The sequence below is a fragment of the Pseudomonas sp. G7(2022) genome (assembly GCF_052660475.1).
On the sequence record NZ_CP109659.1, the window covers coordinates 3,157,321 to 3,170,073 of the forward strand.

10 protein-coding genes are annotated in these 12,753 nt (G+C 60.7%); 7 read left to right on the plus strand and 3 right to left on the minus strand.

What is annotated here, in order from left to right; genetic code table 11:
• Positions 1-45: 45 nt before the first annotated feature.
• Positions 46-2,451, minus strand: a complete 2,406-nt coding sequence (locus NE357_RS14200) for a glucose/quinate/shikimate family membrane-bound PQQ-dependent dehydrogenase (RefSeq protein WP_169430404.1) — start codon at positions 2,449-2,451, stop codon at positions 46-48.
• A gap of 280 nt (positions 2,452-2,731) precedes the next feature.
• On the opposite strand from NE357_RS14200, the gene NE357_RS14205 reads away from it, so the two are divergent.
• Together NE357_RS14205 and NE357_RS14210 are read left to right on the plus strand one after the other, a co-directional pair.
• Positions 2,732-3,946, plus strand: a complete 1,215-nt coding sequence (locus NE357_RS14205) for an aldose 1-epimerase family protein (RefSeq protein ID WP_169430405.1) — start codon at positions 2,732-2,734, stop codon at positions 3,944-3,946.
• Positions 3,947-4,157: 211 nt separating this feature from the next.
• The gene (locus tag NE357_RS14210) at positions 4,158-4,817 is read left to right on the plus strand and encodes a carbonic anhydrase (protein WP_169430406.1); all 660 of its coding nucleotides are present in this window, start codon (positions 4,158-4,160) and stop codon (positions 4,815-4,817) included.
• A gap of 136 nt (positions 4,818-4,953) precedes the next feature.
• Here NE357_RS14210 and NE357_RS14215 read toward each other — a convergent pair whose 3' ends face one another.
• Both NE357_RS14215 and NE357_RS14220 read right to left on the minus strand, forming a co-directional pair.
• Complete coding sequence (locus NE357_RS14215; protein WP_169430407.1) at positions 4,954-5,661, minus strand: cupin domain-containing protein; 708 nt, start codon at positions 5,659-5,661, stop codon at positions 4,954-4,956.
• Between the two features lie 60 nt (positions 5,662-5,721).
• The gene (locus NE357_RS14220; protein ID WP_169430408.1) at positions 5,722-6,576 is read right to left on the minus strand and encodes a GNAT family N-acetyltransferase; all 855 of its coding nucleotides are present in this window, start codon (positions 6,574-6,576) and stop codon (positions 5,722-5,724) included.
• Between the two features lie 592 nt (positions 6,577-7,168).
• On the opposite strand from NE357_RS14220, the gene NE357_RS14225 reads away from it, so the two are divergent.
• From NE357_RS14225 to NE357_RS14245, 5 genes are all read left to right on the plus strand, one after another.
• On the plus strand, positions 7,169-7,837 hold the full coding sequence (locus NE357_RS14225; RefSeq protein WP_085730903.1) for a haloacid dehalogenase type II: 669 nt from the start codon (positions 7,169-7,171) through the stop codon (positions 7,835-7,837).
• A gap of 32 nt (positions 7,838-7,869) precedes the next feature.
• On the plus strand, positions 7,870-9,144 hold the full coding sequence (locus NE357_RS14230; RefSeq protein WP_169430409.1) for an NAD(P)/FAD-dependent oxidoreductase: 1,275 nt from the start codon (positions 7,870-7,872) through the stop codon (positions 9,142-9,144).
• 94 nt (positions 9,145-9,238) lie between these two features.
• A complete protein-coding gene (locus NE357_RS14235) occupies positions 9,239-10,876 on the plus strand; it encodes an ABC transporter substrate-binding protein (protein ID WP_169430410.1) in 1,638 nt (545 codons plus the stop codon).
• A gap of 47 nt (positions 10,877-10,923) precedes the next feature.
• A complete protein-coding gene (locus NE357_RS14240; RefSeq protein ID WP_169430411.1) occupies positions 10,924-11,880 on the plus strand; it encodes an ABC transporter permease in 957 nt (318 codons plus the stop codon).
• Positions 11,877-12,752 carry an ABC transporter permease gene (locus NE357_RS14245; RefSeq protein WP_169430412.1) on the plus strand — a complete coding sequence of 292 codons (876 nt, stop codon included), beginning with the start codon at positions 11,877-11,879 and terminating at the stop codon, positions 12,750-12,752. The genes NE357_RS14240 and NE357_RS14245 overlap by 4 nt, the downstream gene beginning before the upstream one ends.
• The last annotated feature ends 1 nt before the right edge of the window (position 12,753 follow it).

The window sequence follows — 12,753 nt, forward strand, 5'->3', positions numbered from 1 at the left end:
ACCCGAAGGTGTCGCGCACAAGAACGTGAAGGAGGGCGCAGTGGCTTACGGCAGGGCGTAAGCCATTACGTAGTCGCCACGATCGGTCGACTGACGGGCGCCACCGGCGGTGATGACCACGTACTGTTTGCCGGTTTTCGGCGACACATACGTCATCGGGCCACCCTGGCTGCCGACCGGCAGGCGGGCTTTCCAGATTTCTTCACCGTTGTTGCTGTTGTAAGCGCGCAGGTAGAAATCCTGGGTGCCGGCGATGAAGATCAGGCCGCCCTGGGTCGACAGCGTGCCGCCGAGGGTTGGCAGACCGATCTTGATCGGCAGGTGCATGCGGATGCCGAGCGGGCCGGTGTCTTCAACGGTGCCGACCGGAACCTGCCAGGCGACTTTCCGGGTTTTCATGTCGATAGCCGTCAGCGTACCGAACGGCGGGGCCTGGCACGGAATGCCGGCGACCGACAGGAAGCGGTTCTTGTTCACGGCGTAAGGCGTGCCTTTCAGTGGCACCGCGCCCATTCCGGTGTTCAGCGCTTCGCCACCGGAAGAGGCCTGAGCCTTGTTCTGCGACGGAATCATCTGAATCCACAGGCCCAGACGCATGTCGTTGACGAAGATGAAACCGTGCACCGGGTCAGTGGAGATGCTGCCCCAGTTCATGCCACCCAGCGAACCCGGGAAGCTCAGGGATTTGTCAGTGCCTGGCGCGGTGTACAGACCGTCGTAACGCATCGACTTGAAGTCGATCCGGCACAGCAACTGGTCGTACGGCGTAGCGCCCCACATGTCCGACTCGGTCAGGTGCTGGGCACCGATCTGCGGCATGCCCACCGATTTTGGCTGGGTCGGCGAGTACGGCTCGTTGGGGATATTGGCTGCCTTGACCGGCACTTCTTTCACTTCGGTCAACGGTTTGCCGGTGGCGCGATCCAGCACGTAGATCTGCCCGGCCTTGGTGCCGATCACCAGCGCCGGCACGGTTTTGCCGTCCTTGGTGAAGTCGATCAGGCTTGGTTGCATCGGCAGGTCGAAGTCCCAGAGGTCGTTGTGCACGGTCTGGTACACCCACTTTTCTTCGCCGCTGTTGGCGTCCAGCGCCAGGATCGACGCGCCGTAGGTGTGATCGAGTTTGCTGCGTTCCACGCCGTAGATGTCGGTGGAAGAACTGCCCATCGGCAGGAATACGGTGTTGGTTGCCGGGTCGTAAGACATCGGCGCCCAGCTGTTCGGCGTGCTGCGAACATAGGTCTTGCCGTCGGCAGGTGCCTTTTTATCCTGCGGGTTGCCCGGGTCGAACGCCCAGCGCATGGCGCCGGTCATCACGTCGAAGCCACGGATCACGCCGCCCGGCATGTCGGTCTGCACGTTATCCGCCACGCGACCGCCAACGACCACGGTCGTGCCAGCCATCAGCGGCGCGGAGGACAGTTGATAGTAGCTGTCCGGGACATCACCCAGACCGGCCTTCAGATCAACCTGGCCGTTGTTGCCGAAACCCTGGCAGAACTCGCCGGTGGCGGCATCGACTGCAATCAGACGGGCGTCGATGGTGTTGGTCAGCAGACGGCGCGTGCAATTGGCGACGGGAGCGGTCGGCGTGTCGGTTACCGGCGAGCTGGCCGTTTTGGCGACGGCTGCGCTGGCATCGAAGTAGGCCATGCCACGGCAACGCTGCCAGACTTTGGACTTGGCGTTGATCGCGTTTTTCCAGAGTTCTTTACCGGTGTCGGCATCCAGCGCAATCAGGTTGTTGTGCGGGGTGCAGATAAATACTTTGTTGCCGATCTGCAGCGGGGTGAGCTGGTCTTCGGCGCCATTACCGTCGCTCTCGGCGATGTCGCCGGTGTGGTAGGTCCACGCGACTTTCAACTTGTCGACGTTGCTGCGGTTGATCTGGTCCAGCGCAGCGAAGCGGCTGCCACCTTCGGTATTGCCGTAATGCGCCCAGTCTTTCTGCGCCTTTTCCGGCTCAACCGGTGTGAGGCCCGGGCCGGTGCCGGTAGGGGCGACGGTCGGGTGCGCGACGAACATGTTGCCGGCAGCTACCGCGAGTCCAACCGCCAGAACAGCCGCAACGCCGTAAGCGCCGCGACCTGCAACGTCACCATTGGCGCGTTTGAGCAGCGGATAGACCAGCGCAACCACCAGCCCCACGGCGCTGAACATGAACAGGCGCGAGAACACCGGCCAGAACACCAGCCCTGCATCGATCACGGCCCAGATGGCGGTTCCAACCAGAAACGCCGCGAACAGCCAGGCACCGGCAGGCTTGCGCCGCGCAATCAGCAGACCGGAGACAGCCATCGCCAGACCACCCACCAGGAAGTACCAGGAGCCTCCCAGGCTGACCAATTTCACACCGCCAGCGGCCAGTGCCAGGCCGAGCAGGGCGATGATCACCCCGAGCCCGACCAGAATGAATGTTGATATGCCCGAGAGGCGTTGACTCTGCTTCACGTTGAATGTCCCGTTGAAATGAGGCGGGCATTATATCGTTAGGTAACTACCTAGTTAAATCACTAATTTTGAATGCAGTGTGTAAACAGCTAAATCGCGCGCCTGATTGGCGACGGGCCAGCGCCGACTGAAGCGGCGGATTTGCGGCATTGGATCGACTCGATATTGCGATTTGGCCCAAGTCTTTGTTGGTATTACCGGTGTTGTGGCACTTTTCAAGCTTGCTGAAACGTTTCATCGCGTTTATAAAAATGGCACAACTCCAAAAAAGGCTACTGCCATGACCCCGCTCAAACTCGTCGTTGCCCTCAGCACACTGTCCGCTGCCTCCCACGCCATGGCCTGGGATTACGTTCTGCTCGACACCGACAAAGCCGCCCAGAACTGGCAGATCACCAGCCAGCAACTCGGCCTGAAAACCGACAAACCCTTCAGCGTTACCCTGCGCACCTTGCATGGCGGTCGGCAGGAGGGCGTCAGCATCGTCGACATCGATAACGGCACGATGAAACTCTCGGTAGTGCCGACACGGGGAATGAACGTCTTGCAGGCTTCGGTCGGCAATGTGCGCATGGGCTGGGATTCGCCGGTCAAGGAAGTGGTCAATCCGTCCTTCATCGAACTCAATGGCCGCGGCGGTCTGGGCTGGCTGGAAGGTTTCAATGAACTGGTCACCCGCTGCGGATACGAATGGGTCGGCCACCCCGGCGTCGACAACGGCGAACTGCTGACCCTGCACGGTCGGGCCGCCAACATTCCAGCGAACAAAGTCACCCTGCACATCGATGAAACTCCACCGTACGCCATCACCCTGCGCGGTGAACTGAAAGAGCAGGCGTTCAAGAAGGTCGACTTCTCCGTCGCCACCGAACTGGTCACCGAACCCGGCAGCGTAGTGTTCGCGCTCAACGACACGCTCACCAACAACGGCGACTATCCGAAGGAATACCAGGCGCTGTATCACAGTAACTTCAGCACCCCGTTCCTGGAGCAAGGCGCTCGTTTTGCCGCGCCGGTGAAACAGGTGTCGCCGTTCAACGACAAGGCCAAGGGCGATCTGCCCGAATGGCAAACCTACCGCGCACCGACCAAGGACTACGATGAAACGGTTTACAACGTAGTGCCGTATGCCGATGCCAAGGGCGATACGCTGACCGTGTTGCATAACAAGGCCGGCAGCCTGGGCGTTTCGGTCGGCTTCAATACTCAGACACTGCCGGTGTTTTCCCTATGGAAAAACACCGATACCCAAGGCCAGGGGTATGTCACGGGGCTGGAGCCGGGGACAAGCTTTTCCTACAACCGCCGTTATCAACGGCCACTGAACCTGGTACCCACAATTGGGCCGAAGGAACACAAGCAGTTCCGCATCAGCTACAGCTTGTTGGTGGATAAGCTGGCTGTGGATAAGGCCTTGAAACAGGTGAGCGAGATTCAGGGTGGGCGGGAAACTGAAGTGCGGCAGACGCCGCTGGTTGATCTGACCAAGGAGTGAAGGGCAGACCTCGCCAAGGGGCAATGCAAGGTCTGTGTGTCGGAGCCGATGCTGGAGGGGGGAGGCGGCTGAGGCGGATGCTTTTACACTGTTCCTGCGCAATCCGCATGCTATCAACGCATGCGGCGTCTGCGATAATGACGACTCAGTGAGGTGCAAAGGCATGTCGAATACTCGTCTCGGCATCTGAAATTAGGCTTTGGAGAACCCCATGCGTGACATTATTGATGGCTTTCTGCGTTTTCAACGCGAGGTGTATCCACAACGCGTCGAGCTTTTCAGGCAGCTCGCGACCGAGCAAAACCCGAAGGCGTTGTTCGTAACATGCTCGGACAGTCGTGTAGTACCTGAACTTCTCACACAGCGCGAACCGGGTGAGCTGTTCGTGATCCGCAACGCCGGCAACATTGTGCCGTCGTATGGTCCTGAACCGGGCGGTGTTTCGGCCACAGTGGAATATGCGGTTGCAGTGCTCGGTGTACGGGACATCGTGATCTGCGGCCACTCGGATTGCGGAGCGATGGGCGCGATTTCACGCTGCACATGTCTGGATCACCTTCCGGCCGTTGCAAACTGGCTTCGCCATTCGGACGCCGCGAAAGCGATCAATGCTGCGCATGAGTTCGATACGCCGCGTGCCAAGCTGGATGGCCTGGTTCGTGAAAACGTGATCGCACAACTGGCGAACTTGCGGACTCATCCATCGGTGGCGCTTGCGCTTGAGCAAGGACGCTTGAATTTGCATGGCTGGGTCTATGACATCGAGGCGGGTTGCATCGATGCACTGGATGGCGCGACTCGGAGCTTCGTCAAGCTTTCCGATTCACCGGCGACCGTGGCAGTCGCTGCGCGCAACGTCGATCAGTTGTAGGTCAGGGCGCAGATATCTTCGTTTCGGCCAATTCCAGAGAGAACGTTCCTGGGGAATAACAACGCGGGCGCCCCTGAAGGGGGGCGCTCTGACTTGGCTGGAACGGGCGTGATAACACTGTTATTTCTGGCGGACGCTATTTAACCGCATACACTTTGCGTACATAGCGCGTGCTTTTCCAGGCGCACGGCGCACCGCGCGCAACAAACACGCTGTCGCCGGTATTGACGGTCACGCTCAACCCCTCAGACGTCTGCAACGTTACGGTTCCTTCGATCAGATACATCAGCTCATTGAGCTTGTGCGGGCGACCGTGACGTTCGTAGGGCGTCGAGTCCCACACGCCGACACGCAGATCGGTTGTGGCATCTTCGAAGGCATTACGTGACCGGCATTGCGGGGTTGGACCGATCAGAATCTGTTGTTCCGGCGCGGCGGAGGGAGACAGGTGCGCCAGCGGGTCGAGCAAGGTCAGGCCAGGCGTCGCGCCTTGGGTGGCCATGGCGCAAAACGCCCACCGGGTGCCGGTCTGTGCTTCGATCCGCACGTCCGTGCCCCGGCCGATGACCGCGCTGGCGCCGACGGCCAGTACCAGTGTCCGCTCCCGGGTTTTCAACGTCACGTGCCCCGCATGAACCACGATCACCTCGGTGTGCGGGAAGTCCTTGATATCAAGGCTTTCGCCTGCTTCGACGATGCCGGCAGACGCACCGTCGCTCCCTGACCAGGCGATCTGACGTCCGGTCGAGAAGGGGTCGGCAGCGTTCAAGGATTGCTGTTTGAAAGAGGTGTCGACGCGACTGCCATCGGCGCGAGCCAACAGCATGATGCAAGGTTCGAACATACGGGTGACGCTCCAGTTATTGAGAGATTTTTTGGGCAGGGACGAGTTCAAACCCGATGATCAGCCAATGGCTTGAGTGACCAGGGCAAACTGCCGAACGCCGTTGCTTGCTTGCGGTGCCGGACCGCGGGACATTTGTGCCACGGTGTCGACCTTTTTCAGGCCGGCGCCTTCCAGCCAATCGGCCAGACCACAATCCGCTGGAATATCGATGCGCACAAAGGCGTCCGGTACCTTGGCCAGCAATGTCGTGATCAGGTGTTGGGCCTGCTCAAGGTTTTCGGCGATCAATGGGCCGATGCAACGACCGCGACCGAACGGGCGCAGCAGGGCGAAGGCGCGCAACTGACCGTCGCGCACGATGCCCACCGAATGCTCGACGACAGCGAACAGATCGGTGAGCACCGCTTGCCGATCCAGTCCGCTCCCGGCATTGGCCAGTTCCAGCACCCGCGCATGATCCGCTTCGCGCAGTGGGCGGCATTCTTCACCGTCTGCCAATGGCCCGGGCAGGGCAGCTTGCACCTGGCCCTGATGCTGCTGAATTCGGCCAAACTCGACAAAACCCTGGCTGGCATACAGCGGTGCGCCGGCCACGGTTGCATTCAATATCGCCGTGCTTGACTGGCAAGCCTGCAGCGCGTGTTCCATGAGCTTTCGCCCGATGCCCTGGCCTTGGTAATCGTCACTGACAATGACCAGGCCAATAGTCGTGAAATCACCTTGCGGGCAGGCGAACGCGGTGCCGATCAAACGTTCGCCATCAAGTACGACAAAGCCCTTGCTGACCCTTTGCAGCATGGCCCAGTCGTCGAGTCGATGGGGCCACTTCAATTGCACGGACAGTGCATGGGCCTTGGGCAGGTCGTCGGCAGTCATCGGCCGATAGACGTAGGACGGACGCGGGGTAGACATGGCGATTCTCCGATAAAGAGTGTGCGCTTACGCCGTTTTTTCCGGCGAGATGACGCCTGTATCCCATCTGGATGAAAGCCTGACAAGGGGGGAGGGAATATTCGGCAGATTCCGCGAAGCACAGTCCCGAAGACCACACTTACTACTTAATTGCGGCCTTGTGCCGGCAGCAAATGCTTGGGCTTTTTTACCCTATAAAAGGCTTGTACCGAGCCTTGTCGTTCAAGGCGCAGGATGTGCCTTCAATCACTTCAATTCAGAACCGGACCGACGTGTGCCGCAGCAACCGACACGCTCCTGCGAGGGGGCGCAGTTTCTGCGGGCAAAGTCGATATCCGAAATCCACAGCGGCTGATACAGGTCCATAAGAGCGCATAAACCGGGGCTTTGCCCAAGGCTGGAGCGCACCGCAAAGTCTGCTGAGCAGCGTGAGCAAAACGGTGATTTGTATCGAACGGAGGTCGCTTTTAACGCCATCTGCTGATTTCACGGTGTTGTAATGACGGTGTGCTGCAGCGTTGCATCGCTACTGCGCAATCCAGGCAAATGCTTGTAGCGCCATTGACCTCAACGAACTTCAGGAACGCACTCAATGAGCTTTCTTCGCCCCAAATTCATTACCTTCGACTGCTACGGAACGCTGACCAATTTCCACATGGGCACGATGACCCGCGAACTCTTCGCTGATCGCGTACCCGCCGAGCAGATGGATCAGTTCGTCAAGGATTTCTCGGCCTATCGCCTGGACCAGGTCATGGGCGACTGGATGCCGTATGACGAGATTCTCAAGACCGCTCTGGCGCGTACCTGCAAGCGCTGGGGAATCGAATACCGCGAAGAAGGCCAGCTGTATTACGACGCCGTTCCGACCTGGGGTCCGCACCCGGACGTACCGGCCGGCCTGTCGAAAATCGCCGACAAGATTCCCCTGGTGATTTTCTCCAACGCCAGCAACAGCCAGATCATGTCCAACGTCGAAAAACTCGGCGCACCTTTTCACAAGGTCTTCACGGCCGAACAGGCACAAGCCTACAAACCACGTCTGGCGGCGTTCGAGTACATGCTCGACAACCTCAACTGCGGCCCGGAAGACATCTTGCATGTGTCCTCCAGCTTCCGTTACGACCTGATGCCGGCCCACGACATGAAGATCAAGAACAAGGCCTTCGTCGCCCGCGGCCACGAAGTACCGGGCAATGCCTTCTACAGCTACCACCAGATCCCGGACATCGGCGGTCTGGCCGGGCTGGTCGGCCTGTAACGACATCCTCATTGGCAAAGGCGGGATTGAACATGGGCAGTGAATCCTACTGGCTCGACAGCGCACCGGCCTTCACCGGCGCACAGCTCGGCGGTTTGCCCGGGCAAGTCGATGTAGCCATCGTCGGTGGCGGTTTCACCGGGCTGGCGGCGGCCCGGGCCCTGGCGCTCAAGGGCGCCAGTGTGGTGGTGCTGGAAGCCGGGCGGGTGATCGGCGAGGCTTCGGGACGCAATGGCGGGCAGTGCAACACGGGGATGGCGCAGGATTACGCCAGCCTCAGCGCCAGTCTCGGTGCCGATCGGGCGAGAGCCTATTACAAGGCTTACGAAAGTGCCGTGCAAAGCGTTGTGTCGCTGGTTGAGCAGGAGCAGATCGCCTGTGACCTGTTGCGTAACGGCAAGCTGAAACTGGCGGCAAAACCGCTGCACTACGAAGGGTTGGCCCGCACCTGCGAGCTGATTCGTAACGAAGTCGATGCCGATGTTGAATTGCTGTCTGCCGAACAGACCCGCACCGAAGTCAACTCTGCGCAGTTCCATGGCGGCCTGCTGCAGCGCAATGGCGTGCAGATGCACGTCGGCCGTTTCGGTGTCGGTCTGGCAGAAGCGGCGGTGCGTCACGGCGCACTGATTCATCAGGGCACCTCGGTGCTCGACTGGAAAGCCCGCGCCGGCGGTTATCAGGTCAACACCAGCAAGGGTTCGCTGCACGCCGGGCAGGTTCTGCTGGCGACCGGCGCCTGTCAGCACGGTGGTCTGGGCTGGTATCGGCGGCGGATTGTGCCGGTGGGCAGTTTCGTGATTGCCACCGAGGTTCTGCCTCAGGCGCTGATCGATCAGCTGCTGCCGGGACGCCGCGCTTATGTCACCAGCCGAATGATCGGTAACTACTTCCGCCTGACCCCGGACAACCGCTTGCTGTTTGGCGGGCGTGCGCGGTTTGCCATGTCTGACAGTGTCAACGATGCCAAGAGCGGCAAGGTGCTGCAGGCGGCAATGATCCAGATGTTCCCGCAACTGGCAGGCATCAGGATCGATTACTGCTGGGGCGGCCTGGTAGACATGACCTCCGACCGTTTGCCGCGAGCCGGCCAGCACGGCGGCGTGTTCCACTCGATGGGCTACAGCGGCCACGGCGTGCAGATGTCGGTGCACATGGGGCAGGTCATGGCCGACGTGATGGCCGGCAATGCCGAGGCCAACCCCTGGCGTGAACTCGACTGGCCGGCGATCCCCGGGCATTTCGGCAAGCCGTGGTTCCTGCCTTTGGTGGGCGCCTACTACCGCTTTCAGGACTATTTGCACTGAGTTGATGTTGTGGCTTCACCGTCGTTTGCGTTTCCAGGACGTTCCGGTCAACCGGAACACTTGAGCCTTCTTGATTTCGACAGGTAGCACTGAAATGACTGATCACAAGAACGATTCACCGTTGATCTCAGGCGAAGAAAGCCTGCGGGTGTTCGAAGGCCTAAATCGCGGCATGTCACGCCGTCACGCGTTACAAATGCTCGGCGTGGCCGGCGTAGCGGCTGCCGGCGCCGGCAGCCTGTTCGGTGCCGCCGGCAAGCTGTTGGCTGACGATACGGCGACGCCGGGCAAAGGCAAGCAGGGTGGGCGGATACGCGTCGCCGGCATGTCCAGCTCCACCGCCGACACCCTCGATCCGGCCAAAGGCGCGCTGTCCACCGACTATGTGCGGCACTACATGTTCTACAACGGCCTGACTCGTTTCGACGCGCACCTGGTACCGCAACTGGAACTGGCCGAGCGCATCGACAACACCGACGCGACGTTGTGGACGATCACCCTGCGCAAAGACGTGACTTTTCACAACGGCAAAACCCTCAGCGCGGCCGACGTGGTGTTCTCGCTGTCACGACACAAGGATCCGCTGACCGGCTCCAAAGTCATGCCGCTGATGGAGCAGTTCGCCGAAATCAAGGCCACCGGCACCAACGAAGTACAGATTCGCCTGACTGCGCCAAACGCCGAATTGCCGTCGATTCTGGCCGTCTCGCATCTGCTGATCGTTCCCGAAGGCACCACCGACTTCAACCAGGGCATTGGCACCGGACCGTTCAAGGTCAAGGAGTTCAAACCGGGTGTACGTTCGGTTGCCGCACGCAACACCGGTTACTGGAAGCCAGGCCTGCCGTACCTCGACGAAATCGAATTCATCGCCATTGGCGACGAGCCGTCGCGGGTCAACGCGCTGCTGTCCGGCGACGTGCACATGATCAACGAGGTCAACCCGCGCTCCACCGACCGGATCAAGGCCAGCGCCAGGCACCGGGTCGTTGATGCGCCGTCGGGCAACTACACTGATTTGATCATCCGTCAGGATCAGATGCCCGGCCAGAACGCCGATTTCACCCAGGCGATGAAGTACCTGCTCGATCGCGAACAGATCAAGTCGGCGGTATTCCGCGGCTTTGCCGTGGTCGGCAACGACCATCCGATCGCGCCCGGCTCGCGCTACTACAACAGCGACCTGCCACAAACGGTCTACGACCCGGAAAAAGCCAAGTTCCTGCTGAAAAAAGCGGGCATGGAAAACATCAGCATGGAGCTGTTTGCGTCGCCTGCCGCAACGGGTTCCGTGGATATCGCAGTGCTGTTGCAGCAGTCGGCCAAACAGGCCGGGCTCAAGCTCGACGTCAAGCGCCTGCCGAGTGACGGCTACTGGTCCAACCACTGGATGAAGCACCCGATCAGCTTCGGCAACATCAACCCACGGCCGAACGCCGACGTGATGTTCTCGCAGTTCTTCCAGTCGAAGGCGCCGTGGAACGAGTCCGGCTGGAAGAACGAGCAGTTCGATCAGTTGCTGATGCTCGCCCGCGGCGAAACCGACGATGCCAAGCGCGGCAAGATGTACGCGGACATGCAGACCCTGGTGCACGACCACTGTGGCATCGGCATACCGGTGTTCATCAGCAACATCGACGGCGTCGATCAACGGATCAAGGGCTACGGCAGCAACCCGCTCGGCGGTTTCATGGGTTACATGTTCGCCGAGCAGGTCTGGCTGGACGCTTGAACAGAGCCGTCGAAATGAACGGCAAGCCAGGTGCAGGAGGGTAGGCGATGAATAGCAACACACTGTGGTTGATCGGACGGCGGCTGGGCGCCGCGATCGTGACTTTGTTGATCGTATCGATGGTCGTGTTCGCGATCACGGCGGTACTGCCGGGAGACGCGGCGCAACAATCCCTTGGCCAGTTCGCCACCCCGGAACAGGTGGCGGCACTGCGCCTGAAACTGGGGCTCGATCAACCTGGTGTGGTGCGTTACCTGCACTGGTTGATGAGCCTGCTCGGTGGCGATATGGGCGTGTCGGTATCCAACGCAATGCCGGTCGGTGAGCTGATGGCCGGGCGCGTGCCCAACACCCTGATGCTGGCGGCCGCCACGGCGCTGGTGTCGGTGCCGGTGGCGCTGGTTCTCGGCATCGGCTCGGCGATGGGGCGGGGCGGACGGATCGACAGTGTCCTGAGTTTCACCACCCTGGCCATGGTCGCGGTGCCGGAGTTTCTGGTGGCGACCCTCGCGGTGTTGATCTTTGCGGTAAACCTGGGCTGGCTGTCGGCGCTGTCCTATGCCAGCGACATCACTTCACCGTGGCAATTCATGCGCACCTACGCCTTGCCGGTGATGACGCTGTGCTGCGTGATCGTTGCGCAAATGGCACGGATGACGCGCGCCGCAGTGATCGACCAGCTCGACAGCCCCTACGTGGAGATGGCCCGGCTCAAGGGCGTCAGTCCGATCCGCATCGTACTGCGTCACGCGTTGCCCAATGCCATCGGGCCGATTGCCAACGCGATTGCGCTGAGCCTGTCGTATCTGCTCGGCGGGGTGGTGATTGTCGAAACCATCTTCAACTATCCCGGCATCGCCAGCCTGATGGTCGATGCCGTGACCAACCGTGACATGGCACTGGTGCAGGCCTGCACCATGTTGTTCTGTACGGCTTATCTGGGTCTGGTGCTGATTGCCGACCTGTGCGCGATTCTGTCCAATCCGAGGCTGAGAAACCAATGAACAATCTCATTGTGAAATCGACGCCCGCAGCCCCCGATCTGTCAGCCGGCAAGGTGTCTCACGGGCCCGCGTGGCTGGGACTCATCGGCGCCGCCATCTGCGTTATCTGGCTGCTGGTTGCGTTGTTCGGCCCGTGGCTGGCGCCGCACCCGGTCGGCGAGGTGGTCTCGGGCAACGTGTTCGACAACATCAGCGCGTTGTACCCGTTCGGCACTGATTATCTGGGCCGCGACATGCTCAGCCGGGTGCTCGTCGGCGCACGCTTCACCGTGGGCCTGGCATTGATTGCGGCGGTGCTGGCCAGTGCGCTGGGCACCGGTTGCGCGCTGCTGTCGGTGGTGTCGCCAAAGTGGCTGGACGAAGTGATCAGCCGCTTGATGGACGCCTTTATCTCGATCCCGAGCAAGATGCTCGCGTTGATCATGGTCTCGGCGTTCGGCTCTTCAGTGACCCTGCTGATCAGCACGGCGGTGTTGAGCTTTGCTCCGGGCGCGTTCCGTATCGCCCGCAGCATGGCAGTGAACATCGAAGCGCTGGAGTATGTGCAGGTCGCCCGGACCCGTGGCGAGCGCCGCTTGTATATCGCTTGCGTGGAGATCCTGCCGAACATGCTCAACCCGGTGCTCACTGACCTGGGCCTGCGGTTCGGTTTCATCGTGCTGCTGCTCAGCGGCATGAGTTTTCTAGGGCTGGGCGTGCAACCGCCGGATGCCGACCTCGGTTCGCTGGTGCGGGAAAACATCGGCGGCCTCAATCAGGGCGCCCCGGCCATCGTCATCCCGGCGTTGGCCATCGGCACCCTGACCATCGGCGTGAATCTGTTTATCGACAGATTGTCGTCGCGACGCAGTCGCCGCACGGGAGGCCATTGAA